General features: G+C 63.7%; 22 protein-coding genes and 1 pseudogene. 15 read left to right on the top strand and 8 right to left on the bottom strand.

What is annotated here, in order from left to right; all coding sequences use genetic code 11:
- Positions 1 to 2: 2 nt before the first annotated feature.
- A complete protein-coding gene (locus ACPDZI_RS05690; RefSeq protein ID WP_438834172.1) occupies positions 3 to 3,377 on the bottom strand; it encodes an AAA family ATPase in 3,375 nt (1,124 codons plus the stop codon).
- Between the two features lie 109 nt (positions 3,378 to 3,486).
- Between ACPDZI_RS05690 and cysZ the strand changes: the two genes are divergently transcribed.
- The gene (gene cysZ, locus ACPDZI_RS05685) at positions 3,487 to 4,251 is read left to right on the top strand and encodes a sulfate transporter CysZ (RefSeq protein WP_438834171.1); all 765 of its coding nucleotides are present in this window, start codon (positions 3,487 to 3,489) and stop codon (positions 4,249 to 4,251) included.
- Positions 4,252 to 4,394: 143 nt separating this feature from the next.
- On the top strand, positions 4,395 to 5,009 hold the full coding sequence (locus tag ACPDZI_RS05680) for a trimeric intracellular cation channel family protein (RefSeq protein WP_011705141.1): 615 nt from the start codon (positions 4,395 to 4,397) through the stop codon (positions 5,007 to 5,009).
- Positions 5,010 to 5,103: 94 nt separating this feature from the next.
- On the opposite strand, the gene ACPDZI_RS05675 is transcribed toward ACPDZI_RS05680, so the two are convergent.
- The 4 genes from ACPDZI_RS05675 to ACPDZI_RS05660 form a co-directional block, all read right to left on the bottom strand.
- The gene (locus tag ACPDZI_RS05675; RefSeq protein WP_005303367.1) at positions 5,104 to 5,355 is read right to left on the bottom strand and encodes a hypothetical protein; all 252 of its coding nucleotides are present in this window, start codon (positions 5,353 to 5,355) and stop codon (positions 5,104 to 5,106) included.
- Between the two features lie 92 nt (positions 5,356 to 5,447).
- On the bottom strand, positions 5,448 to 5,993 hold the full coding sequence (locus ACPDZI_RS05670) for a DUF882 domain-containing protein (RefSeq protein ID WP_029301559.1): 546 nt from the start codon (positions 5,991 to 5,993) through the stop codon (positions 5,448 to 5,450).
- Between the two features lie 149 nt (positions 5,994 to 6,142).
- Positions 6,143 to 7,627 carry a L,D-transpeptidase family protein gene (locus ACPDZI_RS05665; protein ID WP_438834170.1) on the bottom strand — a complete coding sequence of 495 codons (1,485 nt, stop codon included), beginning with the start codon at positions 7,625 to 7,627 and terminating at the stop codon, positions 6,143 to 6,145.
- Between the two features lie 81 nt (positions 7,628 to 7,708).
- Positions 7,709 to 8,479, bottom strand: coding sequence for a substrate-binding periplasmic protein (locus ACPDZI_RS05660; RefSeq protein WP_438834169.1), 771 nt, complete (start codon positions 8,477 to 8,479; stop codon positions 7,709 to 7,711).
- Positions 8,480 to 8,804: 325 nt separating this feature from the next.
- Between ACPDZI_RS05660 and ACPDZI_RS05655 the strand changes: the two genes are divergently transcribed.
- The 5 genes from ACPDZI_RS05655 (at position 8,805) to ACPDZI_RS05635 (ending at position 14,316) form a co-directional block, all read left to right on the top strand.
- Positions 8,805 to 9,350: a hypothetical protein gene (locus tag ACPDZI_RS05655; protein WP_016349902.1), complete on the top strand. Its 546-nt coding sequence runs from the start codon at positions 8,805 to 8,807 to the stop codon at positions 9,348 to 9,350.
- Between the two features lie 56 nt (positions 9,351 to 9,406).
- Positions 9,407 to 10,468: a glycosyltransferase family 2 protein gene (locus ACPDZI_RS05650; protein ID WP_029301561.1), complete on the top strand. Its 1,062-nt coding sequence runs from the start codon at positions 9,407 to 9,409 to the stop codon at positions 10,466 to 10,468.
- Positions 10,465 to 10,836, top strand: a complete 372-nt coding sequence (locus tag ACPDZI_RS05645) for a GtrA family protein (RefSeq protein WP_005303379.1) — start codon at positions 10,465 to 10,467, stop codon at positions 10,834 to 10,836. Before ACPDZI_RS05650 ends, ACPDZI_RS05645 begins: the two co-directional genes overlap by 4 nt.
- On the top strand, positions 10,836 to 11,999 hold the full coding sequence (locus tag ACPDZI_RS05640) for a membrane protein (protein ID WP_045529436.1): 1,164 nt from the start codon (positions 10,836 to 10,838) through the stop codon (positions 11,997 to 11,999). Before ACPDZI_RS05645 ends, ACPDZI_RS05640 begins: the two co-directional genes overlap by 1 nt.
- Before the next feature lie 208 nt (positions 12,000 to 12,207).
- Positions 12,208 to 14,316 carry an alpha-amylase gene (locus ACPDZI_RS05635; protein WP_438834168.1) on the top strand — a complete coding sequence of 703 codons (2,109 nt, stop codon included), beginning with the start codon at positions 12,208 to 12,210 and terminating at the stop codon, positions 14,314 to 14,316.
- Between the two features lie 106 nt (positions 14,317 to 14,422).
- Here ACPDZI_RS05635 and ACPDZI_RS05630 read toward each other — a convergent pair whose 3' ends face one another.
- Complete coding sequence (locus ACPDZI_RS05630; RefSeq protein WP_438834167.1) at positions 14,423 to 15,049, bottom strand: glutathione S-transferase N-terminal domain-containing protein; 627 nt, start codon at positions 15,047 to 15,049, stop codon at positions 14,423 to 14,425.
- Positions 15,050 to 15,207: 158 nt separating this feature from the next.
- Here ACPDZI_RS05630 and ACPDZI_RS05625 point away from each other — a divergent pair, with 158 nt between their 5' ends.
- The 5 genes and pseudogenes from ACPDZI_RS05625 to ACPDZI_RS05605 all read left to right on the top strand — a co-directional run bounded on the left by ACPDZI_RS05625 (position 15,208) and on the right by ACPDZI_RS05605 (position 18,846).
- Entirely contained in the window at positions 15,208 to 15,852 is a 645-nt protein-coding gene (locus ACPDZI_RS05625) for a response regulator transcription factor (protein ID WP_005303387.1), read from the top strand.
- A gap of 7 nt (positions 15,853 to 15,859) precedes the next feature.
- Positions 15,860 to 15,965: pseudogene (locus ACPDZI_RS05620) on the top strand (LuxR C-terminal-related transcriptional regulator); the annotation flags it as partial.
- A gap of 91 nt (positions 15,966 to 16,056) precedes the next feature.
- Complete coding sequence (locus ACPDZI_RS05615; RefSeq protein WP_043163093.1) at positions 16,057 to 16,638, top strand: TetR/AcrR family transcriptional regulator; 582 nt, start codon at positions 16,057 to 16,059, stop codon at positions 16,636 to 16,638.
- Between the two features lie 71 nt (positions 16,639 to 16,709).
- The gene (locus ACPDZI_RS05610) at positions 16,710 to 17,579 is read left to right on the top strand and encodes an alpha/beta hydrolase (RefSeq protein ID WP_268031466.1); all 870 of its coding nucleotides are present in this window, start codon (positions 16,710 to 16,712) and stop codon (positions 17,577 to 17,579) included.
- Between the two features lie 121 nt (positions 17,580 to 17,700).
- Positions 17,701 to 18,846 (top strand): patatin-like phospholipase family protein, encoded by a 1,146-nt coding sequence (locus tag ACPDZI_RS05605; protein WP_024946021.1) that lies wholly within the window; start codon positions 17,701 to 17,703, stop codon positions 18,844 to 18,846.
- A gap of 85 nt (positions 18,847 to 18,931) precedes the next feature.
- Here ACPDZI_RS05605 and ACPDZI_RS05600 read toward each other — a convergent pair whose 3' ends face one another.
- Positions 18,932 to 20,884 carry a monovalent cation:proton antiporter family protein gene (locus ACPDZI_RS05600; protein ID WP_187268144.1) on the bottom strand — a complete coding sequence of 651 codons (1,953 nt, stop codon included), beginning with the start codon at positions 20,882 to 20,884 and terminating at the stop codon, positions 18,932 to 18,934.
- A 100-nt stretch (positions 20,885 to 20,984) separates the two neighbouring features.
- On the opposite strand from ACPDZI_RS05600, the gene ACPDZI_RS05595 reads away from it, so the two are divergent.
- Positions 20,985 to 21,905, top strand: a complete 921-nt coding sequence (locus ACPDZI_RS05595; RefSeq protein WP_102989180.1) for a GGDEF domain-containing protein — start codon at positions 20,985 to 20,987, stop codon at positions 21,903 to 21,905.
- Between the two features lie 75 nt (positions 21,906 to 21,980).
- On the opposite strand, the gene tilS is transcribed toward ACPDZI_RS05595, so the two are convergent.
- Positions 21,981 to 23,321, bottom strand: coding sequence for a tRNA lysidine(34) synthetase TilS (tilS, locus tag ACPDZI_RS05590; RefSeq protein WP_438834166.1), 1,341 nt, complete (start codon positions 23,319 to 23,321; stop codon positions 21,981 to 21,983).
- Positions 23,322 to 23,449: 128 nt separating this feature from the next.
- On the opposite strand from tilS, the gene ACPDZI_RS05585 reads away from it, so the two are divergent.
- Both ACPDZI_RS05585 and ACPDZI_RS05580 read left to right on the top strand, forming a co-directional pair.
- Positions 23,450 to 25,480, top strand: coding sequence for a M13 family metallopeptidase (locus tag ACPDZI_RS05585; RefSeq protein WP_438834165.1), 2,031 nt, complete (start codon positions 23,450 to 23,452; stop codon positions 25,478 to 25,480).
- 110 nt (positions 25,481 to 25,590) lie between these two features.
- Positions 25,591 to 26,028: a PliI family lysozyme inhibitor of I-type lysozyme gene (locus tag ACPDZI_RS05580; protein WP_016349890.1), complete on the top strand. Its 438-nt coding sequence runs from the start codon at positions 25,591 to 25,593 to the stop codon at positions 26,026 to 26,028.
- Positions 26,029 to 26,286: the final 258 nt, after the last annotated feature.

The raw sequence follows: 26,286 nt of genomic DNA, 5'->3' as shown, positions 1-26,286 counted from the left end.
TTCTAGTTTTGCTCAGCCAAAGCGACGGCTTCACCGATATCGACCGACACTATGCGCGAAACCCCGGGCTCTTGCATCGTGACGCCAACCAGCTGCTCAGCCATCTCCATGGAGACCTTATTATGACTGATGTAAACGAACTGTACTGTGCTCGACATCTCTTTGACAAGAGAACAGAAGCGACCGACGTTCACTTCATCGAGCGGTGCATCCACCTCATCCAGCAGACAAAATGGTGCTGGGTTGAGTCTGAAGATGGCAAAAACCAGCGCAAGTGCGGTTAACGCCTTCTCCCCCCCGGAAAGCAGGGCAATGGTAGCATTCTTCTTACCCGGAGGTCTCGCCATGATGCTCACTCCGGCCTCCAAAAGATCATCGGAGGTGAGCTCAAGCCAGGCACTGCCCCCCCCGAACACTTTCGGAAAGAGGGATTTTAAATCTTCGTTGACCTTATCGAAAGTATCCCGGAACCGTATTTGTGTCTCTTTATCAATTCTTTTAATGGCTTGGCTCAAGGTTTCCAGCGCCTGCTCTAGGTCCTGGCACTGGTTTTCCAGGTAGCTTGAGCGGGTTTTCGCCTCTTCATACTCCTCCAGTGCCGCCAGGTTGATGGCGCCAAGCGCCTCCACCTGTGCCTCCAGGGTCTGGATCTCCTGGCGCAGCTTGCCGCGATCAGCGGCAATCAGCACAGCCTGATCGAGATCCACCAGCCGCACGCCCAGCTCTTCGAATTGCTCGTGCAGCCCCTGCCGGCGCGTCAGGTTGCGTTCACGCTCCAGCCGCAGGGTCGCCAGCTTCTCCTGAATGTGCACCAGCTGCTTGTGATCGGCGCTTCTGGCCTGCTCCAGTTCGGTCAGCTGACGCTCCAGCTCTGCGAGCCGCTGATGACAGGCAAGCTGCTGGGCCTCAAGATTGCGCTGCTCGGCCAGCAGGGGCGACAGATCCTGACCCGGCGCAGCGCCCGGCTCCTTGAGCTCGGCCAGCTCCAGCCCGAGGCGGGCCAGCTCCTGTTCGCGCAGGGCGATGAGCTGGCGCAGGTTCTGCTGCTCCAGTTGCAGCCGCTGGCAGGCGGCCTGCTGCTGCTCCCGGCGCAGGCGTGCCTCCTCCAGCGCCCGCTCCGCCCCGCTCGCCTGCTCCTGGGCGAGCAGCAGCGCCTCGGCAAGCACCTCGCCCTGCTCCTGCAGCTCGCCAAGGGCCGCTTCACCCTGCTCAAGCCGCTCCCCGGCCGACGCCAGCCGCTGCGCCTCCTCGGCCTGCTCTTGCACCAGTCGGGCCAGCTCTTCCCCCAGCTGGCCGAGGCGCTGCAACCGCTCCTGCCGCTGCCCCTCGCGCAGGCTCCAGGCTTCGCGCAGTTGCTGCCACTGCTGCTCCTGCTCGCGCAGGGTGCGCTGAGCCAGCTCATGGGCGCCGTGCAGCTGGGCCCGCGCCGCATCGGCGGCGGCAAGCTGCTCATCGAGCCGGCGCAGCGCCTCCCGGCCTGCGCTCTGCTCGGTGTGCAACCGCTCACGCTCGCCGAGCAGCGCCAGGGTACCGAGGGCCATGCTCTCCCCCAGATCCGCCCAGTTGGGACCAAACCAGTCGCCAGCAGGAGTGAGCAGCGACTCACCGGCCGCCAGGCTCGGCTGGCGGGCCAATGCTGCCTCCCGGCTCTCCACCAGCCAGATGGCATTGAGGAAGGAAGGGATGTGCTCGCCGCCCAGCTGCGCCGCCAGGGTACCGGCAACCGCCGGCTGGGCCTGGCCGATCCAGAGCCCGGATTGCGTCAGATTGCACTCATCCGCCGGGGTGGCGGTGAGCCAGCGACCGAGCACCTTGTCCAGCCCCCGGGCCCACTTTGGGGGCACCTGCAGCCGATCCGCCAGGGTGGCGCCCGCCATCTGCTCCCCCAGGATCTGATCCAGGGTGGCGAGGCGAGCCTCCAGCTCGCGCAGCGAGCCCTGCTGGTGACCCAGCTCTGCCTTGAGTGCTTCGTGGCGGGCCACGGCGGCCTGCCACGCCGCTTCGGACTCCTCATGGCGGGCGCGGGAAAGCGCGAGCTCCGCCGCCAGCGCATCGAGCGCCGGTTGCAGGTTCTCCCCTTCCCCGCCAAGGGGCCCAGCCTGTTCATCTTCCAGCTTGAGACGGGCCAGCCGGGTCTTGGCCTGCAGCTCCTGCAGACCGTTCACCTCGGCGCGGGTCTGGTTGAGCCGTCCCTGCAACTGCCCCAGCTGCTGCTGCCACTGCTGCTGGCGCTGGCGCGCCTGCTCGAGCCGCTCGGCCGCCGCCGCCCGCACGCTCTGCTGGTCGGTAAGCAACTGCTCACACTGCTCCAGACGCGCCGATGCCACCTCGCCCTGCAACGTGCTTTCGCTCAGCTGTTCCAGCTGACCGGTCAGCTGGGCCTTGAGCCCCTCGATACGCTCGCCGAGGGCTTGCCGCCTCGCCTGCCAGTCGCGGCCAAGCTCGCTCTGGTGCAGTTGTTGCTGCTCGAGGCGGGCGATGGCCTGCCCGCCGAGAAAAATCTGTTGCTGGCGGCTGGCCTGCTCGGCCTGCGCCTCCTGGCGGGCCACCGACAGGGTGACGTGACGCCCCTCATCGGCGGTACGCTTGGCATCGAGCGCCGCCAGCGCCTGCTCGGTCTGGGCCAGTTCGGCCTTGGCCTCGCCAAGGCGCGTCTCCAGCGCCCACAGTTCCGAGCCGATCAGCTCGGCGCGGGCGGCGCGCGAACGGCTCTTGAGCTGCTTGTAGCGCTCGGCGGTCTCGGCCTGGGCCTTGAGATGCTCGAGGCGTGAGCCCAGTTCGCCGCGGATATCGCCCAGGCGCTCCAGGTTCTCCTGGGTATGGCGGATGCGCTGCTCGGTCTCGCGGCGCCGCTCCTTGTAGCGAGAAACCCCGGCGGCCTCTTCCATGAACAGCTTGAGATCGGCCGGGCGGGACTCCACCAGCCGGCTGACGGTGCCCTGTTCGATGATGGCGTAGCTGCGGGGCCCGAGGCCGGTGCCGAGAAAGAGGTCGGTCACGTCCTTGCGGCGGCACTTCTGGCCGTTGATCTGGTAGTGGTTGGAGCCGTCGCGCAGCACTTCGCGGCGCACCGAGATCTCGGTAAAGCGGCCGAACTCGCCGGGCACCCGGTTGTGGGGATTGTCGAACACCAGCTCCACCGAGGCACGGCCGTGGGCGCTGCGGTTGACGGAGCCGTTGAAGATGACGTCGGTCATGTTTTCGCCACGCAGATGGCGGGCGGAACTCTCTCCCAGCACCCAGCGCACGGCGTCGATGACGTTGGATTTGCCGCAGCCGTTGGGGCCCACCACGGCGGTCATGTCGGCGTTGAGTTCGATGCGGGTCGGCTCGACAAACGACTTGAAACCGGCGAGTTTGATCAATTTCAGACGCATGGCGGCCTATGTGGGTAACGAAATAAAGAGGAGGCGGGCAGGCGACTTTACCAAATCAAAAGCTTGTTTGTAATATGCAGGCAGTTTCCCATGAACAGATGGAGCTCAGATGAGCCACTCACCCCGTATGGTAAAAGACTCGATCAGCGGCGCAGACTACTTCCTGCGCGGCTTCTCGCTCATTCGCCAGCCCGGCATCCGCACCTTCGTGCTGATCCCCCTGCTGGTCAACTTCGTGCTGTTTGCCGGCGCCTTCTACGCCCTGCTGCTGCAGCTGGACGGCCTGTTCGGCTGGCTGCACCAGCAGCTCCCGAGCTGGCTCGACTGGCTTGACTATCTGCTCTGGCCCATCGCCCTCATCACCATCCTGGTGGTCTTCTCCTTCCTGTTCAGCTCGGTGGCCAACTGGATAGCAGCCCCCTTCAACGGCCTGCTGGCAGAGAAGGTGGAACAGGCCCTCACCGGCGAGACCGTCAGCGATACCGGCATGCTGGACATCGTCAAGGATGTGCCGCGCACCTTCGGCCGCGAGTGGACCAAGCTCAAATACTACCTGCCCAAGGCCATCGGCTGCCTGATCCTGTTCCTCATTCCGGTAGTGGGCCAAACCCTGGCGCCGGTGCTCTGGTTCCTGTTCAGCGCCTGGATGATGGCGATCCAGTACGTCGACTATCCGTTCGACAACCACAAGATCGACTTCATCACCATGCGCGACGCCCTCAAGCAGCGGCGCGGCAAGTGCCTGAGCTTCGGCGCCCTGGTCACCCTCTTCTCCGCCATCCCGGTGGTGAACCTGTTCGTGATGCCGGTGGCCATCTGCGGCGCCACCGCCATGTGGGTCGATCACTACCGCGCGGAGCAGCTTAGACGCTGAGCTAGTTGGTGGTGACAACGGGGCTCCCTTGGGGAGCCCTGTTTCATTTTTGCATTATAAAAAATAATGCATACCCTTCATTGCTTGTCCCCTATAGCGCGAGTTGATAGGATGCGGAGCTTTCTCGCACCCTGGGATATCTCATGTTACATGCACTCTTCTTGCTGGGCCTGGTGGCCGAAGGGATGACAGGCGCGCTGGCAGCGGGCCGGCGACGGATGGATCTGTTTGGCGTGGTGATCATCGCATCGGCGACCGCCATCGGGGGCGGCACCATTCGCGACGTGCTGCTGGGCCATTACCCCCTGCTCTGGGTCGAACACCCGGAGTATGTGCTGCTGGTCGCCGGCGCGGCCATGGCCGGCGTCATCTCGGCGCCGCTGATGCGCTACCTTGGCAAGCTGTTCATGGCGCTCGATGCCCTGGGGCTGGTGGTCTTCTCCATCTTCGGCGCGGCAAGGGCGCTGGAGATGGGCCACGGCGCCGGGATCGCCTGCATCATGGCTGTGGTGACGGGGGCCTTCGGCGGCGTGCTCAGAGACCTGCTCTGCCAGCGCATTCCGCTGGTGTTTCGCCGCGAGCTCTATGCCGCCATCTCGCTGGTGACGGCCGCCATCTACTGCCTGGCGCTGGATCAGGGCCTGCCCAACGACTGGGCCGCCTTCGGCGCCATCGGCATCGGCTTCGTGCTGCGCCTCCTGGCGGTGCGCTTCAAGTGGGGGCTTCCTACCTTCCACTACCAGTACGCCACGCACTGAGCGCGCCAGCTTCTGGCAAGCCGGTACGGATTGCAGCCAATAAAAAAGCGCCGGTCAGGCGCTTTTTTATATGGGCAACGGGGCTGTGGCTGCCTCAGTTGATCCCTTCCGAGCTGAAGAAGGTCGCCTTGTCGGCGATGAAACGGATCTTGATGTTCTTGCCCTCGTCGCCCCAGATGCAGCTGGTGGTCCCCAGCGCATCGTCACAACGCTCGGCCTTGCCGAGGATGCTGCTCGCTTCGGCGTAGCTGATCCCCATCTTCAGCTTGTCGTAGTTTTCACGGTTGAGCTTGCCGCAACCGGTCAGCAGCAGGGCAATCAGCCCGCCAAGCAAAATATGTTTCATCTGGTTCTCCTCTGCATGGTGTCCAGAGCCTACCAGCTCGGCCACCCCGCTGACCAGTCACCCGCCGGGCAGGAGTGGCCGGCAGCTGGCCGTTACCAGCTGCGCACGGGCCCGGTGTCGAGGTGCACGAAGTTGTCACTCGGGTAGTAACCGACGCCGCCCACCTTGAGATGGAGCGCCGCCTTGCGCAGGTGCGCCAGCTGAACTCCGGGAATGCGCACGTCCACCGCCTGCCCCAGGGTATGGTAGCTGTGCTTGGCCACGGCGCGGCTGCGGCTGCGCTTCTGGCGATTGGTTACTGGCGAGCGATAGCCCGAGATGAGCTGGATTTCACCGTGACGACCCAGCTTGTGCTGCAGCAGGTAGAGCTGGTCGAACAGCTTGCGGTCGATGTTGAATACTTCGTTGCGACGGTAGTCGCGAAAGATGTGGTTGAGCTCGGCCAGCCCGTCTTTCAGGTAGCGGCCATCTTCCCAATAGCTGGCGCGCACCCGCTCGCCGGTATTGAGATTGAAGAAACTGAGTTCACGTCCTGCCGTACTGCGGCTCGCCGTGGCGGGGAAGGACAGCAGCGAGCCCCCCAGCAGGCAACCGGCACCCAGCAGCAGGCGACGTCGGCTTATCTCTTGATCAAGCATCCCTTGTCCGTCCATCGCTATGTTGAGGTGAAACCGTTGAATGAATTTGATACAGGCGCTTGAAACTACCCGCCGAGCCGGCGCTGTCAAACCGCAAGGGGCCATGAAAAAGCCCGGCACAGGCCGGGCTTTTCACTCTGTGGCGAGGATCACAGCAAGCGACTCTGGTAGCTGACTCGATCAAATCCATAGATGTCGTTGCGCAGTTGCTGACGTCCATCCTCGTCGATCCAGCTGCTCCAGTAGACGGTGAATACCGGGATCGGAGTGGTCAGCGGCAGCCACTTGGTCTGGGTCTCTTTCAGGATGCTGGCCACCTTGTCCGGCTGATAGCGGGAGTCCGCCAGCAGCAGCTCGGCCAGATCGTCGGCATGCTCCACCCGGATGCAGCCGGAGCTGAAGGCGCGCGCACCCTGCTCAAACAGCGCCTTGCGCGGGGTGGAGTGCAGGTAGATGGCCTCGTTGTTGGGCAGATAGAACTTGTAGCGACCCAGTGCGTTGTGATCGCCCGGCTTTTGCCGCAGCCGGTAGGGGAAGCCGGACGCCAGCGCCTGCTGCCAGCCCTCTTCGGTGAACTGCACCGGATTGCCCTCGCCGTCGATCACCTCGAACTGCTCGCGATTGAGGTAGGCGGGATCCCGTCCCAGCTTGGGCAGAATGTCCTTGCTCAGGATGGAACGCGGCACGTGCCAGGCCGGATTCAGCACGATGGAGCGGATCTCGCTGGCGAGGATCGGGGTCGCCCGCTGCTCCTTGCCCACGATCACCCGGCTGGTGAATACCTCGTTGCCGGACTCCACCACGCTCAGCCGATAGTCGGGGATGTTGACCAGCACGTAGCGGGCGCCGGAAAGCTGATCCACCAGGTCACGTCGCCACAGGTTGCGCAGCAGCAGGCTGGCGCGCACCTCGGGCCCGGTATTGAGCCAGCTGCGGGTCTGCCGGCCTATGATGCCGTCGGCGGTCAGGCCGTGGCGGCGCTGGAACTGCTTGACGGCCTGCAGAGTCTCGGCGTCGTAGGTGGCATCGTCATGGCGCGGGGCCGTGTCACCCAGCTCGTTGAGGATGGAGCGGATCTGGCCCAGTTCCGGGGAGACCTCGCCGGCCCGCAGGGTCGGCATGGTCAGGGTCGGCCACTTCTTGGCCATGGGCAGCGCCAGCAGCTTGCGCACTTCTTCGCGCACCGCGTCATATTCCGCGACCTGGGGTCTGAGCTGCCTGACCTGCTCCAGCAGGTTGTCGCCGGCCGGCTCGTGGGCCAGCGGCTTGCTGAGGTTGAGCTTGAGGGTCTGCATCTGCTCGCGGGAGACCAGATCCATGGCCCGCCACGCCTGCTGGAACCGGGCCAGCCTGCCAAACGCCTCGTCATAGAGGGCGCCACGCTGATCCGCCGGCTTGGCCTGCAGCTTCTTCCAGAGCGTGTAAAAATCCGGGTGCAACTGGGCCAGTACGGCTTCCTGCAGCTGCAGCTCCAGCTCACGCCTGGCCTGCTCCGCCGTGCTGTTCTGATACCAGTCGTGCTGCATCGCAGCATTGCTCACCACCACCTGGCCCTCGCTGGCCTGTACCATGGCCGCCGGCCAGCAGCCCAGCCAGATCAGGTTTGCCAATGCCAGCCAATACTTCTTCCCCATGCTTACCTCAAGATCGGTTCACTTCAGCCTGTCAGACCCGGCGGTCAAGGCGCTCATGATGCGTGAATGCCCGCGACTTTACTAGCTGGCGGGCGCGTAGCGCCGCCAGATAATGTCATACTCATTTGTTGCTTTAAATTCAGCCAGCTCGCGATTGAACGCGCTGACAAATTCGGGTGACAGCCGCTTCTTGCTAAACATGAAGAAGGTCGGCGCTTCATATACGGCCATGGTGTGGGGGACGATCAGATCGCTCAGCCCCTCCTCCTTCAAGCCCCAGGGGGTGGCCAGCACATCGCCGAGAAAGCCATCGATGCGCCCCAGCACCAGCTTGCCATAGTTTTGCTCGTCATTGACCACGCTCACCTGAGCAGCATAACGGCGCAGCAACTCGCTGATCTTGGCCCCATAGTAGTAGTCCTTGGTGATGCCCAGGGTATGGCCGCCGGCCAGCCAGCTGGCCAGATCGGTTTCAGAGTAGGAGGATGACTTGCGGATCCAGAGCGCGCTGCGGCCCGGATTGTAGGCATCGGAGAACCAGGCATAGCGGGCGCGGTCCTCATTGAAATAGGCCTCCATGGCGATGTCGACCGAGCCCAGCGACAGACCGTGCAGCCCCCGCTTCCAGGGCATCTCCACATAGCTGGCCTTGCAGTCGAGCCGCTTGAGCATGGCGGTGAGCGCCTCGACGGCAAAGCCGCGCAGCTCCTTCTGCCCGGCCGCCGTGGCGGCGTAATAGTGATAAGGCGGCCAGTTGTCAAAACCGACCCGCAAGGGCGAGGGACACAGAGTGTTTGCCGAGGCCAGCGGCGCCAGCAAGCAGAGCATCCAGCAGCAGAGTTTCAGCTTCATGGGTCATCCTTGACTGCGTGATACGCCATCATAAATCGGCCTAGGCAAAATGGCGACAGATCCTGCCACAGCGATGCAGGCTTCCAGCCGTGTGAGCGGCGCCCTCATTTATGCTTGTCGAAGCCGGGCCTAAATGCGCCTGGCCTGCACCGGCTCTCCGACTCGCCAGGGCAGGTAAAATACGGGAACAGCAACATTTGGAACACCGGCCGGAAAGGGGTTAATATGTGACCAAATATATTTTTGTGATCCACTATGCTTTTTTTGCAATTGGATTAGCATATGCGCGAAATCAGCCTACAAACCGTGAGGCGCAGAGAGTGATATGACGTACAAAAAGTTTGGTTTTCTGACCGCCATCATGGCGCTGAGTGGTTTCTACCTTTATACCCTCTACCTGGCCGCCCACCCCAACGTGAGCCTGGCCTACAAGCTCTATTACCTGGAAGGCAAGACCCGCTTCTGGGAGCACAACTCCAGCATGACCTATCAGCCTGGCAACGAGCTCAATCTGACCAAGCCGAGCCGTTTCCTCTCCAGCGAAGGCTGGGCCAAGAAACCGAGCGCGGACGGCACCGAACTGAGCGGCCAGGGCGGCCTCTACTTCGTGCTGCCCAAGCAGCAGGCGCAGCCGGAACAGCTGACCATCCAGGCCCGGGTCAACAGCCCGCAGGCCGGTGCGCTGCTCAAGGTGGCGCTGGGTCACGATTTCACCACCACCGTCAAGCTGGCCAAGGCCGGCATCAACGAGATCCGTCTCAGCCTGCCGGGCGAGTCGCTGACCTCGGACCCCAAGCGTCCCAACTTTCTGGCGCTCTCTGCCCCGACGCCGCTCAATGTCCAGTCGGTGCGCTTGACCGTCGCCCAATAAGACGTATTCTCCAATACGCTGTTTTATAAAATAATTTTCCAAATAAGGAAGTTTTCATGTCGCATGCCGATTTTCGACTCTCTCTGATCGTTCCCGTTTACAACGAGGAAGAGAGCATAGATGCCTTCATCAACGCGATAGATAACGAACTGGCGCCGCTCAAGGATCAGCTGGAAATTGTATTCGTCAACGACGGCAGCCGCGACCGCACCCGTGAGGTCGTCGAACAGGCCATCGCCCGCGACCCGCGCGTCACCCTGGTCAACCTGGCCCGCAACTTTGGCAAGGAAGCGGCCATGACCGCCGGCCTGCATCACGCCAAGGGTGATGCCGTAGTGCCGATGGACGTGGATCTGCAGGATCCGCCCGCACTCATTCTCGAATTCGTCAAGCTGTGGCAGACCGGCGACTACGACACCGTCTATGGCATCCGGGTGGATCGCAGCGCCGACACCCCGATGAAGCGCCTCACCGCCGGCGGCTTCTACCGCTTCTTCAACGCCCTCTCCACCAGCACCAAGCTGCCGGAGAACGCTGGCGACTTTCGCCTGATCGACCGCAAGGTGGTCGAGGCGATCAAGCAGCTGCCGGAGCGCAACCGCTTCATGAAGGGGCTGTTCGCCTGGGCCGGCTTCCGCGCCGTCGGCGTCCCCTACGAGCGCCCCGCCCGCCATGCCGGTGAGACCAAGTTCAACTACTGGAAGCTGTGGAACTTCGCCCTCGACGGCCTGATGAGTTTCTCCAGCTGGCCGCTGCGGGTATGGAGCTACGTCGGCGTCGGCGTCTCCTTCGTCGCCTTCCTCTACATCCTCAAGATCGTCACTCAGGTGGTCTTCTTCGGCATCGACGTGCCGGGTTACGCCTCCCTGATGTCGGTGGTGCTGTTCCTCGGCGGCATCCAGCTGCTGTCGCTCGGCATCATCGGCGAGTACATCGGCCGCATGTTTGTGGAAGTGAAGCAGCGCCCCGTCTACCTCATCGAAGGGGTGTACGGCCAATATGCCAAACAGGATGAAGAGCCGAAGCAAGACGCCGCCACCGGCAGCAAGAAGAGCGCCGGCAAGAAGGCTGCTGCCGCGAAAGCCGCTGATGATCAGCAGGAGCAGGCTTCTCAATGATCTCCCGCGAGGAATTCTGGCGGCTGGTACGTTTCGGGTTTGTCGGCGGGGGTGCCACCCTCGTCGATCTGGGCACCTCCATCGCCCTGTTTCACACCTGGCCCACCATCTCGGAGCACCTGGTGACAACGCTGGCCTTTGCCATCGCCTTCTGGTTCTCCTTCTTCGGTCACCGTTACATCACCTTCCAGAAGCAGGGTGCCGCCAGCAAGTTCTTGCTGGTCGCCCTCTTCTCGCTGGCGGTGCGTAACCTGATATTGAGCGGTCTGCTGTTTGCGGGTCTTTCCGGTCTGTTGCCGGTGGTGATCGCCACCCTGACAGTCACCGTGCTCACCTACCTCCTCTCCAGGATCTGGGTATTTGCCTGATGAATGACATGACTACCTCCATCCCCCCTGACAATGCGGGCCCCTATCGCCCGTCACTGGCCATCAGCAGCCGTGACTGGCTGATGATCATCGCCGCCTTCGTGCTGAGCCGGGCCGCCCTCTACGGCATGGGCTATTTCGGCGTCCAGCTCTACGGCTCCCCCGACATAGGCCCGCTGCAGGCCTATTGCCAGTTCGACTGTGTCTGGTTCCAGCGCATCATTGAGAACGGCTACGATCTCTACCCGCGCTGGCTGAGCAAGGGCAATGCGGCCAACTGGGCCTTCATGCCGCTCTACCCGATGATCTCCGGCACCATCTCCAACCTGCTCAACGTCGAGAGTCTGATCGGCCTGATGCTGGTGGCCAACCTGGCGTTTTTCATCAGCCTGCCGCTGATGCTGCTGGTGCTGCGCCAGCTCAAGCTGGGTGACGACACCGCCCGCTTCGGCGTCTGGCTGCTCGCCTTCTCCCCCTTCTCCGCCTACTTCGTCTCCGGCTATACCGAGTCTATGTTCATGGCGCTGATGCTGGGCATGTTCCTGTTCGCCTATCGCCAGCAGTGGCTGATGGTGGCGCTGCTCGGCGTGTTCATCTCCGCCACCCGCAACCTGGGGGTGATGATGGTGTTCCCGGTGCTGATCCTGGCGCTGCAGGCCTACGGCTGGCGCGAGTTCTTCCGCTTCACCGAGCGCGCCTTCAAGGTGGTGTTCACCCTCTGGATGATCCCGCTCGGCCTGTTCGCCTACATGTTCTATCTCTATCACCTCACCGGTGACGCGCTGGCCTTCAAGCATATCCAGGTGGCCTGGGGCCGTTACATGGACAGCCCGCTGGACTGGTGGCTGAGCGGCTTCGAGCTGGGCGGACGCAAATCCTACCTCTCCATCATGGTAATGTTCGGCTGGGCTCTGAACCTCTATCTGTTCAGCCAGAAGCGCTGGGCCGAGGCGACCCTGATGTTCATCTGCTGCACCATTCCGCTGATGACAGGGCTCAACGCCATGCCGCGCTACATGTTCGGCCTCTATCCGACCATGCTGGCAATCATCCTGCTGACCCATCGCTGGCCGGCCATTCGCCCGGCCGTGCTCTGCCTGAGCGGCATGGTGGCCTCCTTCATCGCGGTGGCCTTCGTCAACTTCAAGTTCTTCACCGTGTGACGAAGGTGGCAATGCAACAAGCCGGTCTATCGACCGGCTTTTTTTATGGGCGCGACACCCCGCTCACACTTTTCCATTCTTGAAAACGTAACCATTTGAACTGATGTCACAAATCGACGGTTTGCCTGTCCAAGCCCGCCCTCATGCCTCCTAGAATGAGCCCCATTGACGGCAATCTGGTCCGCTTAACCCCAGCAAGGAATGGCTTATGCGTCGCACTCCCTCGGTTTCTTCCCTCTGGCTCGCCCTGCTGGCCAGCCCCCTCTTCCTCCATCAGGCCATGGCCGCCGAGGTGCGCCTCTACGTGGATGACCAGCCAGTCGGCGCGCCGCTGGCGCTGGACAAGGGGGCAGTGCAGCTGACCCATCCGCTCACCAAGGGGAGCCACCAGATCCGCATCAGCGACGCAGGCAACAGCTGCGGCACCAGCTTCGGCCCGAGCGAGGCTAAACCGCTCCCCTTCGGCACTGCCCAACCGATGGACAAGTGCAGCAAGGGGCAGCATTTCAACCTGCGGGTGATGCTGGCAGGGGATTATCAGTTCACCTTCAACCCGGATACCCCCAGCCTCAAGGTGCTGCGAGCCACCAAGAAGAGCGAGTTCAAACGCCAGCCGCCAGTAGAACCCTGCATCAGCTGGGATGGTGGCCCGGTTACCGTATCCCTGAAAGGAGTCTGGCCCGACGGCACCCAGCTGCGGGATGCCTACTCGGGCCAGCAAGGGGTGGTCAAGGGCGGCAAGCTGACCCTGACGCCGAGTAAAGAGAGCGGCGGCCTGCTGCTGCTCGAACCGGTCAAAGCGGTTACGGCGGCTCCCTTCAGCTGGGATCAGGCGAGCGTCTATTTCCTGCTGACCGACCGCTTCAACAACGGCGATACCGCCAACGACCACAGCTTCGGGCGCCAACAGGACGGTCAGGATGAAGTGGCCACCTGGCACGGCGGTGACTTCAAGGGGTTGACCGCCAAGCTCGACTACATCAAGCAGCTCGGCATCAACGCCATCTGGATCACCCCCATGGTAGAGCAGGTGCACGGTTTCATCGGCGGCGGCGAGCAGGGCAACTTCCCCTTCTACGCCTATCACGGCTACTGGGCGCTCGACTTCACCAAGATAGATCCCAACTACGGCGACGAGGAGAGCCTGAAGACCCTGGTGGACGAGGCCCACAAGCGCGGCATGCGCATCATCCTCGACGTGGTGATGAACCACGCCGGCTACGCCACCCTCGCCGACCTGCAAGATCTGGGGCTCACCGATCTCACCCAGAACACCGGCAAACTGCCGGCCCGCTGGAACCAGTGGCAACCGAGCGGCGGCCTCAACTGGCATGGCTACAACCAGTTCATCGATTACCAGTCGCCGAAGTGGAACCAGTGGTGGAGCGGTGACTGGGTGCGAGCCGGCCTGCCCGGCTACCCACAGCCCGGCACCGACGACGTCACCGGCTCGGTGGCGGGGCTGCCGGACTTCCTCACCGAATCCACCAAGCCGGTGGGGCTGCCGCCGCTGCTGGCGGCGAAAAAAGATACCAAGGCCAAGGCACTGCCCAACGCCACCGTGAGCGACTATCTCATTGCCTGGCACACCGACTGGGTGCGCCGCTTCGGCATCGACGGCTTCAGAGCCGACACGGTCAAACACCTGGAGCCCGAGGTGTGGGCCCGCCTCAAGCAGGCCGGCACCACCGCCCTCAAGGAGTGGAAAGCCGCGAACCCGGCCAAGAAGCTCGACGACCTGCCCTTCTACATGGTGGGCGAGGTGTGGGATCACGGGGTGGCCAAGGATTTCTGGTACCGACACGGCTTCGATTCCCTGATCAACTTCGACTATCAGCGCGAGTTTGCCCTGCCCCAGGCCCAGTGTCTGGCTAGCGCCGAGCCCACCTATGCCGGCTACGCTAGCCGCATCAATCAGGATCCCGAGTTCAACGTGCTGAGCTACATCAGCTCCCACGACACCAAGCTGTTCTTCGGCGACTATCAGGACGTACCGTTGCAGCGCCGGGTCGCCAGCAGCTTCATGCTGCTGCCGGGCGGTATACAGATCTACTACGGCGATGAGTCCGGCCGCGGGCTCGCCAAGGATGGTGGCGTGTTCGATCAGGCACTGCGTTCCGACATGAACTGGCAGGAGCTGGCCGGCGGCGAGAAGGCCGAGCTGGTCAAGCACTGGCAGCGGCTCGGCCAGTTCCGCGCCGCCCACCCGGCGGTAGCGGCGGGCAGCCACAAGAAACTGGCCGACAGCCCCTATGCCTTCGTGCGGGAGAAGGGAGATGACAAGGTGGTGGTGGTGTTCGCCGGCCGCCAGCCGTAATCCAGCTTAAGGAATCAAACCCAAACAGAGAGGGGAGCCAATGGCTCCCCTCTCTGTTTACACCAGCCGTTCAGACAAGCTGTTTACAGCGGTTATGCCCGCGGGCTCACTGCGGCTGACGAGCGGTCGCCGGCCACTGCAGACGCGCCTTGACCAGGGTCTGCTGCCACAGCGGCCAGGCCAGCAGCGCCTGCTGATAGGCGCCCGCCTGCCCGGGCAACTGGATGCCGTAGCTCGCCAGCCGGTAGGCCATCACCGCATAGAAGGCATCGAGGATCCCCGCCTCGCCAAAATAGAAGGAGCCCCGCGCCTGGGACCAGATGGTCTGCAGCCGGGCCAGTTCGCCGATGGCCTCCACCGGCGGTTCACTACGGGTCGGGGCGCCGAGGAAGAAGGGCAGCAGGGTACGAATTTGGCGAAAACCGGCGTGCAGCTCGGCGCAGAGACTGCGGGCCAGCGCCCGCTCGGCTCGCGCTTCGGGATAGAGCCGGCGCGCAGGGCAGAGCTCGTGCAGGTACTCGGCGATGGCCAGCGAGTCGTGTATCCGCACGCCGTCGTGATCGAGCCAGGGCACCAGGCCGGCGGGTGCCAGCCGCTTGAGCCGCTGCAGCTCCTTGGCATCCTCCAAGTCGAACACCAGCTCCTGCCACTCCAGCCCGCTCATGGCCAGCACCAGCGCCGCCCGCATCGCCCAGGTGGAGCCCGTGCCCACCGTCAATACCAGAGATCCCATCTATTGCCTCCTGCATGGGTTGTTCTTGACCATCCCATCTGCCCCAATGGCACGACATCCGACGGTCGCTTCACATTTGCGCGCCGGCAGGTTTGACCCTCTCCGGGAGCGGTGCTAGTTTGATTTTCCAAAACAATCAGTTAGCAACAATGTGAGCAATGGACAGCCAATTTACCATCGTCATCGCAGATGACCACCCCCTGTTTCGGGGCGCCCTCTATCAAGCGGTGCACATGGCCATCGACGATGCCCAGCTGCTGGAAGCAGACTCCATCGACAGCCTGGCCCACCTGCTAGGTGAGCACCCGGAAGTCGACCTGCTGCTGCTCGATCTCAAGATGCCGGGGGCCAACGGCTTCTCCGGTCTCGCCCACCTGCGCGGCCAATATCCCGACCTGCCCATCGTGGTGGTGTCGGCTTCGGAAGAGCCTGCTATCATCCAGCAGGTGCTGCGACTCGGCGCGCTCGGCTTCATCCCCAAATCGGCGCCGATGAAGGAGCTGGTCAACGCCCTCAATACGGTGATCGGGGGTGACAACTGGGTGCCGGCCGGCATCTCGCTCCACCCCGAACCTTGTGAGGGCGCCGATTTTGCCAGCAAGCTGGCCAGCCTCACTCCCCAGCAGTACAAGGTACTGGTGATGCTGCGTGACGGCAGCCTCAACAAGCAGATCGCCTGGGAGCTCAACGTCTCCGAGGCCACCATCAAGGCCCACATCACTGCCATCTTCAGAAAACTCGGTGTCAAGAACCGCACCCAGGCGGTCATCGCCCTGCAACAGATGGATATCAAGGACGACTGAGCCTCTTGCCACCATCAAGGCCCACATCACGCCCATCTTTCAGAAAGCTCGGCGTCAAGAACCGCACCCAGGCGGTTATCGCCCTGCAACAGATGGATATCAAGGACGACTGAGCTCGCCTCATCTCCTCTTGCAGACCGATTCGTCGCTCGACAAATAGCACGGTCGTACTTTATGCTGCCCCGGTCAATGAAGGAGAGTGCGATGAGCAAGGGCCGGCTGACCCGCGACAACATTTTGCAGACTGCGTTCGAGCAGGCGAGCCAGCAGGGGCTGGAGAGCCTCACCATCGGCTCCCTTGCCAGCGCCTGCGAGATGTCAAAAAGCGGCCTGTTTGCCCACTTCCAGTCCCGCGACAACCTGCAGATTGCCGTGCTGGAGTACGCCGCCGAGGTGTTCCGGGAGCGGGTGATCCAGCCGGTGCGCCAGCAGCAGCACGGCAGCCAGCGAGCGAAGCTGACGGCCCTGCTGCAGGCCTGGCTGGCATGGAACCAGTGCTTCGCCGGCCGCTGCATGTTCCTCGACGCCTGGACCTCGGCTCAGGAAGGTGAGGTGCAGCAGGCCGCCCGCCAGCTGGTGCGCTTCTGGCTCGACTACCTGGCCCGCCAGGTGGTGCAGGGACAGAGCGAGGGCGAGTGGCGCAGCGACATGGACCCCTGGCGCGCCGTCTATCGCCTCTATGGCCTCTATCTGGCGGATCAGGTGTTCAATGCACTCGATCTGTGTCAGGATCCGGCCCGCCACTTCTGGCCTGAAGTGGAGTTGCTGCTGGATGGCTGGCGCTGATGGATTGACCTCTCTTTTTTAAAACCGACAAAAAAGCACGACCGTTCGCACATAAAAACCACAGGATGACCATGAGCAGCAAGATCTACTTCAACACCCGCCGCTTCAGCCCGAGCAAATGGCTGCTTGGCCTTGGCACCCGCTTGCATCACACCCTGGCCCCCGCTCATGCCAAGCGCACCGCCAGCAAGCTGCTGCTCACCCCCCAGCGCAACCAGCGGGATGACACGGCGCCGGCCGGACTGGTCAAACAGGCCGTGCACACCAGCGAAGGCCCCCTGATGAGCTACCGACTCGGCCAGGGACCGGTCTGGCTGCTGATGCACGGCTGGTCAGGCAGCGCCGGCCAGTTCTACCCCCTGATGAGCCACATCGCCGCCCAGGGCTTCACGGCCATTGCCTACGATCACCCGGCCCACGGCCACAGCGCCGGCCATACCGGCCACCTGCCCCGCTTCGTGCGCGCCTTCGACGAACTGGTAGAGAAGATGACGGCCGAGTGTGGCCCGCTGCAGGGCGTCATCGCCCACAGCATGGGGGGCGCCGTCACCCTCTCCAGCCGCCGACGCGAGCTGGATGCCCTGCCGCTGCTGCTCATCTCGCCGGTGCTCGACTACGTGCCCCAGCTCTACGGCATGGTGGCGCGCTCCGGCTACTCCATCCGGCTGTTCGATGCGGTGGTCAAGGAGATTGAGCAGGAGTACCAGCACCCCCTGAGCACGGTCGACCCGCTGGGGCGGCTCGCCAGCCGCAGCGGGCCGGCCATCATAGTGCACGACGAGGAGGACCGCTTCGCCCCGCATGGCGATTCCCTGCGCGCCACTCAGGATGGTCGCACCCGGCTGGTGAGCACCCGCGGCCTCGGCCACGGTCGCATCCTCGCCAGTGCTCCCGCATTCGCCGCGTTCGATCAGTTGAGCGCCGCCCTCCGCGCCAACTGAACAGCCTCAAAAAGGGCCTGAAAAAAATGGTTGGCAGGCCTGTTTTTATATTTGATACAGCGTCTTATAGTTAAATTGCTCGGTGGCAACACCCCCAGTGGCATGCATAAGGCGCAGTATCATGGCCAAACCCAACACAGCTCTTCTGTTGACCGGTGGTGGTGCCCGCGCCGCCTATCAGGTCGGCGCCCTCAAGGCGATCGCCGAGTTCTATCCCCGCAATCTCGGCATTCCGTTTCCCATCCTGTGCGGCACCTCGGCCGGCGCCATCAATGTCACCGCGCTGGCCTGCTACGCCTCCTGCTTTCATCTGGGGGTACGCAAGCTGGAGTGGGTCTGGCGCCGCTTCGAGACCCACCACATCTTCGACTTTCACCCGGGACGCCTGTTGTGGCGGCTGATGTACGAGGGCTCGGCCGGGCTCATCAACCCCCACACCAACCACGCCTTTCACCTGTTCGACAATGCGCCGCTGCGCCGCCTGCTGGATCAACTCATCGACTATCACCGCATCGACGACAACATCCTCTACGGCAGCCTGGAGGCGCTGGCCATCACCGCCTCCGACTACGACGATGGCCTCTCCACCACCTTCTTTCAGGGGCGAGCCGAGCACCTGCCGTGGGAGCGGGCCAGACGGCGCGGGCTGCGCACCCTGCTCACCTCGGATCACCTGCTCGCCTCCTCGGCGCTGCCATTCGTCTTCCCGGCCACTCACATCGGCGACAAATTCTACGGCGACGGCTCCATCCATCAATTGAGCCCGCTCAGTCCCGCCATCCACCTGGGGGCGGAGCGGATCCTGCTGATCACCCTGGATCCGCCGGCGCACACGGCACCCACCTTCCACCATGGCCACCTGACCAGCTCCAACATCGCCAGCCACCTGCTGGATACCGTCTTCACCGACACCCTCAACTCGGATCTGGAGCGGTTGTGGCGCATCAACCAGACCCTGGATCTCATCCCGGAGCGGGAGCGCAACCGGTTGAAACTCAAACGGGTGGAGACCTGCGTGCTCAAGCCGAGCCAGGATCTCGACCTGCTGGCGCTGGCCTATCTGCGCAAGCTGCCAGTACACCTGCGCCGCCTGCTGCGGGTACTGGGGGTGACGGGGGACGAGACCAGCAGCCTGGCCAGTTTCCTGATGTTCTATCCCGGCTACTGCCAGCAGCTGATCAAGCTGGGCTACCTGGATACTCTGAACGAGCGCCGGCGGGTCGAAGCGTTTCTGGGGATAGAGGAGATGGTACCGGTCGAAGCCTGAAATGGCCTCTTGAGGGTGGGCCGGCACGCCTACCAGCAAGCGGCTCATTCATCTTCGGCGAGGATAAATACACCTTGAGGGAGAACTAGCGCCCCTCCAACAGACGCTGCTCCGCCTGCTCCACCGCCACCCCATTGCCGAACAGCACCAGCCGATCCCCTGCCGCCAGCACCAGCTCAGGTTTGGGTTCCAGCCGCAGCTCGCCGCGCTGTACCTCCTTGATCCGCACCGTCTCCAACGCCAGGGCCTGCACGCTGCGCCCCACGGCCCAGGCCTGCTCGTGCAGCAGCACGGGGTGCAGCCGTTCGAGCAGCTGATCCGTCTCCAGATTGCCGGCGCTTTGATCCCCCCAGTAGAAACCGTGCAGAAAGCGGTACTGGCTGCTGCGTTCGTGCTCCATCCGCCGGATAACCCGACCGATGGGGATGTCGCAGTTGAGCAGCAGGTGGGAGACCAGCATCAGGGCCCCCTCCTGGGATTCGGGGATCACTTCAAAGGCGCCCGCCCGCTTGAACGCCTCCAGAAAACTGTCATCCCGGGTGCGCACCAGCACCTTCACCTCCCCCGCCAGCTCCCTGATCAACGCCAGCATGGCCTCGACCCGCTTGTGATCGTCAAAGGTGATGATCACCAGCCGGGCCCGCAGCAGGCCGGCGGCCAGCAGGATGTCGCGGCGGCTGGCATCGCCGAACGCCACCTGCTCCCCCGCCGACTTGGCCTCGCTCACCCGCTCCGGGTCGAGATCCAGCGCCAGGAAGGGGATCTCCTCCTGCTTGAGAAAACGGGCGCAGGTCTGGCCGGCCCGACCAAAGCCCGCGATGATCACGTGCTGGCTCTTGCTCAGGCCCGACTGGGCCACCTCGGAGCGGGTAAGCAGGGCCGGATCGGTGAGGGAGCGGGCCAGATGATGGGCCTGCAACACCAGCCAGGGCGTCATGGCGATGGAGGTGACGCCGATGCCGATGAGCAGGGAGACCAGCCGATGGTCGAGCAGACCGTGGTGGTTGGCCAACGCCAGCAGCACGAAGCCGAACTCCCCCACCTGGCTCAGCATGATCCCCGCCGCCATGGCATCGCGCTTGCGCTCCCCCATCAGCCGGCCGGCCAGCAGCACCAGCAGCGACTTGAACAGGATCAGGCAGAGCACGCTGGTGGCCACCAGCCACCAGTCCTGTGCCACCCGCTGCCAGTCCATGGTCATGCCGATGGTGATGAAGAAGAGCCCCATCAGCACGTCCCGAAATGGCCGGATATCCACCTCCAGCTGATGGCGATAGTGGGATTCCCCCAGCATCATGCCCGCCAGAAAGGCCCCCAGCGCCATGGAGAGCCCCATCCACTGAGTCAGCGAGGCGGCCAGCAGCGCCACCAGCAGGGCGCTCAGCACGAACAGTTCGTCGGAGCGGGCCCGCGCCACCTCGTGAAACAGCAGCGGCAACAGCCACTTGCCCACCGCCAGCAGGCTCAGCAGGGCAAACAGCCCCTTGAGGGTGGCCCAGGCGATCTCCGCCAGCAGGGCGCTACCCTGGATCTCGGGCCTGGCCAGGATGGGGATCATCACCAGCAGCGGCACCACCGCCAGATCCTGAAACAGCAGCACGCTCACCCCGAGCTGGGCGCGGCGGGTGTGCAGCTGCTTCTGCTCCCCCAGCTGCTTGATCACCACGGCGGTGGACGAGAGCGCCAGGGTGCCCGACACCACCAGCGCCTGGGGCAGGCTCAGGCCCCACCACCAGGCGATGGCGAAAAACAGCAATGATGTGAGCAACACCTGCAGGCCGCCCACCCCGATCACCAGCCGACGCATGGCGATGAGCCGGGGCAGCGAGAATTCGAGCCCAAGCGAGAACATCAGAAAGACGATGCCGAGCTCGGCGATGGTCTGCATGATCGCCTGGCCGGTGATCACGGCGACGCCATAGGGGCCGAGCAGTACCCCGGCAAGCAGGTAAGCGAGGATCACCGGCTGGCCGAGGCGCCGGAAAATCGCCACCAACAGCACGGCGGCAAGCAGCAGGATCAACACATCTGCGTACAATATTTCCTCCCTTTTTATCTACTTAAGCCTAGCCAGCCACTCTTGTTCGCATCGAACATATTTTGGGCACAAGGATTGCAGGTAAGTGTCAGGAAGTAGGTTGTTTGAGGGCTGTACCGTGGAAAACACATCATCATTGAATGGTCTGGGACATGGCATCGAGCAGTGGGTTCGCCAGATGGAGCGGCTCACGCCGCTGGCCAGTCAGGATCGCAACCAGTTGCTCGAGTTGTTGTTGGTGCAGATGGACCTCGGCAGCCTGCTGGCAACCTTTGCCGATCGTGCGGCAAGAATTGTCCGGATCCACAGCCTGCACTTCGACTGCGGCCAGTCTCACACCTTGATCCAGCATCCGCCCCAGGCCAGCCTGACCCTGCACAGCTACCCGTTCGAGCTGCGCGGCCAGCATGGCCAGCTGATCGGCCAGTTGCACTACACCCTGGAACATACCCTGAGCGGCAGCCAGCAGCGGATCCTGCAGCAGTATCACCAGCTGCTCTGCCTGCCTCTGCCCCTCTATCTGCGCCTGTCACAGCTGGAGCTGCAGGTCAGGCTCGATCACCTGACCGGGCTCGGCAACCGCTCCTACTTCGACGAGGCCATCGGCCGGGCGGTAGAGCAGCACAGCCGGGAATCCCACGGCCTGGTGCTGGTGCTGCTGGATCTCGACCGCTTCAAGCAGATCAACGACACCTGGGGCCACCCGGTCGGCGATCTGGTGCTGAGCCGCTTCGCCCAGCTGCTGACTCACTGCATCCGCAGCACGGATCAGGCGTTTCGCCTCGGCGGCGACGAGTTCGCCCTGCTGCTGCAACCCGCCGAACCCGAGGCCTGGCGCCCGGTCTGGCTGCGCCTGCAGCACATGTTGATGACCAACAAGGAACTCAGTACCTTCTCTGTCGGCTGCAGCCTGGGAGCCGCCAGCTGGCAGTCCGGGGTGGACGTGCACAGCCTGTACGAGGCCGCCGATGCCCACCTCTATGCCCGCAAGAAGGCGGGCAAGGCCGGCCTGCTGGACTGAACCGGCCAGCCGCTGAATACGACAAGGCCGGCATATGCCGGCCTTGTCCGTTATCCGCGTTGGCGAATGAGAGCGTCACGCCGGGGGCTGACAGGCCGCCGCCGGCAGCCAGTGCCAGGCCAGACCGGCGCCCTGCGTCATGAATCCGTCACAGAGGAACAGCTCGCCCACCGCCGCCACCTGCTCGCCGTAATATAGGATGGGAATCCGGCCGCGCTGCCAGGAGGGAACCCCGTACTCCTGCAGCAGCTTCTTGAGGCGTCGGCTGCCGCCACGCCCTACCGGCTTGAGCATGCTGCCAGCGGCCACCCCAAAGCGCACCGACAGCGGCTCGTCCGCCCTTGGCAGCCGCAGCCCCTCGCCTTCCAGGCGCGGCAGCAGGCGCACCTCCCCCAGCCCATCCGGCAGGATCAGCGTCTCCCCCACGGCCAATGTCAGCTGTTCGTGGCGAGGCTGCAGCCCGGGTCGCACCAGATGAAGCCGGCCCTGAAAGCGGCGGCAGCTCTGCCCGCCCCAATTGAGCTGGGGATTGGCGTCTTCCCGTGCCAGCGCTACCTCCTGCCAGAGCAGACCAAGCTGCTCGCGAGAGGGCATCTCGCCCCCCTGACAGCGGATCCAGTAACGCAGCAGGTTGTTGCGCCGGGTAGCTGACAGGGCCAGCAGCGGCGCGATCTGCAGCGCCTCTCCTGCTGCCGCCAGCCGCCAGTCGGCCTCGGCCAGCTCCTCCAGCAGCGCCTCCTGCTCGGCGCACAGCGTCATGCTGCGCGCCGCGGTCTGGGCCATGGCGGGCCAGCGGGCCTTGAGCTGGGGAATGAGCCGTTGGCGCAGGAAGTTGCGGTCATAACTCTCATCCTGATTGCTCTCATCCTCCACCCAGCCATAGGGGAGGCTGGCCGCCGCGTCGGCCAGCTCGGCCCGGCTCACCTCGAGCAAGGGGCGCAGCAACAGGCCGCCGGCAAAGGGCTGGCTCGGCACCATGCCTGCAAGCCCGCGCAGGCCGGCGCCGCGCTTGAGCGCCAGCAGCAGGGTCTCCAGCTGATCGTCCTGATGGTGGGCAGTGAGCAGCCACTCCCCCTCCCCCAGCTGAGCGGCGAGGCGCAGATAGCGGGCCTCCCGCGCCTGCGCCTCCAGGCTGTCGCCACTGCCTCGCTGAAGTTGCACCCGCTCGACCAGCAGCGGCACCGCCAGTTGCTGACACACCTTTTCGCAGTGGGCCACCCACTCGTCGGCATTTGGGCTCAGGCCGTGATGGACGTGCAAGGCACGCAGGGCAAGGCCGTAGGCACGGGCAAAACGGGCCGCCAGCACCAGCAGCACGGTGGAGTCGAGTCCGCCGCTGAAGGCCACCAGCAGACCACGGGAACCTTCCGGCGCGGGCAGAGTCTGACAAAAACGAGAATAAATACGAGAAATCATAGGCTTCCCCAATACGACCAGGCCGATCTTAGCAGACTCGGGCTTATCAAGCGCTAACCCGGCTGCTAGAGTGAGACGCTCCCTGCGTGGGCAAGGAAGCCGCATAACCCGAATTGGAATCCATCATAATGAACAACAAAAAAAGCATACTGGCCGCCCTCGTCGGGCTGGCCCTGCTGGCCGGCTGCAGTCAGGCCCCGGCCGGCGCAGACAAACACTCCGGCCTCGCGCTGGCCAACATGGACACCAGCGTCAAACCCGGTGACGACTTCTTTCGCTACGTGAACGGCCACTGGCTCTCCACCGCCAAGATCCCGGACGACAGGCCCGCCGACGGCGCCTTCTACATGCTGCGCGACAAATCCCTGGCGGACGTGCGAGTGCTGGTGGAAGGGCTGGACGGCAAGGCCGCCGCTGGCACACCGGCCCAGCAGATCCACGACCTTTACCAGAGCTATCTGGATCAGACGACCCGCAACGCCAAAGGCACGGCGCCGCTGATGCCGATGCTGAGCGAGATCGAGCAGATCCGCACGCCACAGGATCTGGCCCGGGCCTTCGCCCAGAGCGGTCGTAACGGCGGCGGTGCCCCGTTCGGTTTCTGGGTCGATGCCGACGCCAAGGCGCCGGACAGCTATGCGGTCTACCTCTACCAGGCCGGGCTCGGTCTGCCGGATCGGGACTACTACCTCAAGACGGATGCCGCCAGCCAGGCGCTGCGTCAAAAATACGAGCAGCACATCGCCACCATGCTGGGCCGCTTCGGCGAGGCGGATGCCGGGGCCAAGGCCAAACGCATCCTGGCCCTCGAGAGCAAACTCGCCCGGATCCAATGGGACAACGTCACCCTGCGGGATCGGGAGAAGAACTACAACAAGGGGCCCCAGAGCGAGCTCAAACGCCTCGCCCCCACCATCGAATGGAATGCCTACCTGACCCAGGCCGGCCTCGCCGGCCAGAGCAGCCTCGTCATCGGCCAGCCCACCTATCTCGCGGCCCTCAATGAGGTGATGCAGCAGACCCCTATCGGCGACTGGCAGGCCTACCTCAAGTGGCATCTCATCACCGATTACGCCCCCTACCTCGACAGCCAGACCGATGCCCAGAACTTCGCCTTCTTCGGCACCACCCTGAACGGCACGCCCAAGCAGCGCGCCCCCTGGGAGCGAGCCCTCGGCGTGCTGGACGATCATCTGGGCGAGGCGGTAGGCAAGCTCTACGTGGAGCGCTACTTCCCGCCCCAGGCCAAGGCCCGCATGGAGCAGCTGGTGGAGAACCTGCGCACCGCCTATGGCCAGAGCATCGAGGAGCTGGACTGGATGTCGCCGGCCACCAAGGCCCAGGCCAAAGAGAAGCTCACCAAGTTCCGTCCCAAGATCGGCTACCCGGACAAGTGGAAGGATTACAGCGCCATCGCGATCCGTGCCGACGATCTGGTGGGCAACCTGCAGCGGGCCCGCGCCTTCGAATACGCCGACAACCTGGCGCGCCTCGGCAAGCCGGTAGACAGAGACGAGTGGCACATGTCGCCGCAGACGGTGAACGCCTACTACAACCCGAGCAACAACGAGATCGTCTTCCCGGCCGCCATCCTGCAGCCCCCCTTCTTCGACATGACGGCGGATGATGCGGTCAACTACGGCGCCATCGGGGGGGTGATCGGCCACGAGATGGGCCACGGTTTTGATGATCAGGGTGCCAAATCCGACGGTGACGGCGTGATGCGCGACTGGTGGACGCCCCAGGATCTCAAGGAGTTTCGCTTCCGCACCAGCCGGCTGGTGGCCCAGTACAACCGCTTCGAGCCAATCAAGGGGCAGTTCGTCAACGGCCAGTTCACCCTGGGTGAGAACATCGGCGATCTGGGCGGCCTTACCATCGCCCACAAGGCCTACCTGCTGTCGCTGGATGGAAAGGAAGCCCCGGTGCTGGACGGCTTCACCGGCGAGCAGCGCTTCTTCCTCGGCTGGGCCCAGGTATGGAAGGGCATGTATCGCCCCGAGCTGATGCAGATGCTGCTCGCCTCGGATCCCCACTCGCCGCCGGAATACCGGGTCAACGGCGTGGTGCCGAACATCCCCGCCTTCTACGAGGCGTTCAAGATCCAGCCGGGTGACAAGCTCTATCTGGACCCGGCCAAGCGGGTCAAGATCTGGTAATGACCGCCCCGATGAGGGGCGGATGACGCGAACCGGCGGGATTGCCCGGCCGGTTCGCACAGTGACACAGGTGGCGGGCAACCGCCGCCGCAGTAACAAGGGTCAAACCGATGAAAGCCTTGCTCATGACACTCGGCCTGCTCACCCTGCCCCTCGCCAGCCAGGCGGCGGACGGGTTCTTCAAACAGCTGACGCTCCCCTCAGGCCAGGTAGTGACCGTCAGCGAAGGGCGCGGCGAACCGGCCTCCACCGGCAGCTACGATGTGCGCCTCTACTCCGGCGCCAACCCCCAGTTCCCGCTGGATCAGTTCATCGACGGCAAGGTGCTACCGCGCGATGGCAGCATCAAGGAGCTCAAGCTGCTGGATCTCAACGGCGACAAGCAGCCCGAGCTCATCGTCGTGGTCGAGAGTGCCGGCAGCGGCAGCTACCTGAGCGCCGACGCCTTCACCATCAATCCACAGGAGGGGCTGGACAGCTTCAACCACGTGGAGGGGCTGGCCCCCAATGAAGATGTAATCCAGGCGCTCAAGACCCCGCGCGACTGACATCCCCATCACCACGCCCCGCCCAGCGGGGCGTTTTTTTGTCCCGCCGCTGACAAAGCGCCTTCCCGCCTCACCCGCAGGGCACCGCCGTGGATAGACGGTTATTTTTTCTGCGCTTATAATCGCCGCACCGTGCCATAACGAAACACAAGGAGGTAAAAAATGGTTATCCAAGCGTGTCCGATGTTCTCGGCTCGCCTGTTCGGCACATTCGAGTGCTCTTGCCTGCATACCATCGCGCTGCGATAGCGGGTTCGA

Origin of the sequence: Aeromonas oralensis, assembly GCF_049665575.1 — a bacterium.
In the GTDB taxonomy this organism is placed as follows: domain Bacteria; phylum Pseudomonadota; class Gammaproteobacteria; order Enterobacterales; family Aeromonadaceae; genus Aeromonas; species Aeromonas hydrophila.
Note: the sequence above shows the minus strand (reverse complement) of the source record. Positions and strands in the feature narration are given on the sequence as shown.

Excerpts from the sequence above, each read along its gene's own strand:
- ACPDZI_RS05690 (WP_438834172.1), bottom strand. The coding sequence starts at position 3,377 with ATGCGTCTGAAATTGATCAAACTCGCCGGTTTCAAGTCGTTTGTCGAG.
- cysZ (WP_438834171.1), top strand. The coding sequence starts at position 3,487 with ATGAGCCACTCACCCCGTATGGTAAAAGACTCGATCAGCGGCGCAGAC.
- ACPDZI_RS05680 (WP_011705141.1), top strand. The coding sequence starts at position 4,395 with ATGTTACATGCACTCTTCTTGCTGGGCCTGGTGGCCGAAGGGATGACA.
- ACPDZI_RS05675 (WP_005303367.1), bottom strand. The coding sequence starts at position 5,355 with ATGAAACATATTTTGCTTGGCGGGCTGATTGCCCTGCTGCTGACCGGT.
- ACPDZI_RS05670 (WP_029301559.1), bottom strand. The coding sequence starts at position 5,993 with ATGCTTGATCAAGAGATAAGCCGACGTCGCCTGCTGCTGGGTGCCGGT.
- ACPDZI_RS05665 (WP_438834170.1), bottom strand. The coding sequence starts at position 7,627 with ATGGGGAAGAAGTATTGGCTGGCATTGGCAAACCTGATCTGGCTGGGC.
- ACPDZI_RS05660 (WP_438834169.1), bottom strand. The coding sequence starts at position 8,479 with ATGAAGCTGAAACTCTGCTGCTGGATGCTCTGCTTGCTGGCGCCGCTG.
- ACPDZI_RS05655 (WP_016349902.1), top strand. The coding sequence starts at position 8,805 with ATGACGTACAAAAAGTTTGGTTTTCTGACCGCCATCATGGCGCTGAGT.
- ACPDZI_RS05650 (WP_029301561.1), top strand. The coding sequence starts at position 9,407 with ATGTCGCATGCCGATTTTCGACTCTCTCTGATCGTTCCCGTTTACAAC.
- ACPDZI_RS05645 (WP_005303379.1), top strand. The coding sequence starts at position 10,465 with ATGATCTCCCGCGAGGAATTCTGGCGGCTGGTACGTTTCGGGTTTGTC.
- ACPDZI_RS05640 (WP_045529436.1), top strand. The coding sequence starts at position 10,836 with ATGAATGACATGACTACCTCCATCCCCCCTGACAATGCGGGCCCCTAT.
- ACPDZI_RS05635 (WP_438834168.1), top strand. The coding sequence starts at position 12,208 with ATGCGTCGCACTCCCTCGGTTTCTTCCCTCTGGCTCGCCCTGCTGGCC.
- ACPDZI_RS05630 (WP_438834167.1), bottom strand. The coding sequence starts at position 15,049 with ATGGGATCTCTGGTATTGACGGTGGGCACGGGCTCCACCTGGGCGATG.
- ACPDZI_RS05625 (WP_005303387.1), top strand. The coding sequence starts at position 15,208 with ATGGACAGCCAATTTACCATCGTCATCGCAGATGACCACCCCCTGTTT.
- ACPDZI_RS05615 (WP_043163093.1), top strand. The coding sequence starts at position 16,057 with ATGAGCAAGGGCCGGCTGACCCGCGACAACATTTTGCAGACTGCGTTC.
- ACPDZI_RS05610 (WP_268031466.1), top strand. The coding sequence starts at position 16,710 with ATGAGCAGCAAGATCTACTTCAACACCCGCCGCTTCAGCCCGAGCAAA.
- ACPDZI_RS05605 (WP_024946021.1), top strand. The coding sequence starts at position 17,701 with ATGGCCAAACCCAACACAGCTCTTCTGTTGACCGGTGGTGGTGCCCGC.
- tilS (WP_438834166.1), bottom strand. The coding sequence starts at position 23,321 with ATGATTTCTCGTATTTATTCTCGTTTTTGTCAGACTCTGCCCGCGCCG.
- ACPDZI_RS05585 (WP_438834165.1), top strand. The coding sequence starts at position 23,450 with ATGAACAACAAAAAAAGCATACTGGCCGCCCTCGTCGGGCTGGCCCTG.
- ACPDZI_RS05580 (WP_016349890.1), top strand. The coding sequence starts at position 25,591 with ATGAAAGCCTTGCTCATGACACTCGGCCTGCTCACCCTGCCCCTCGCC.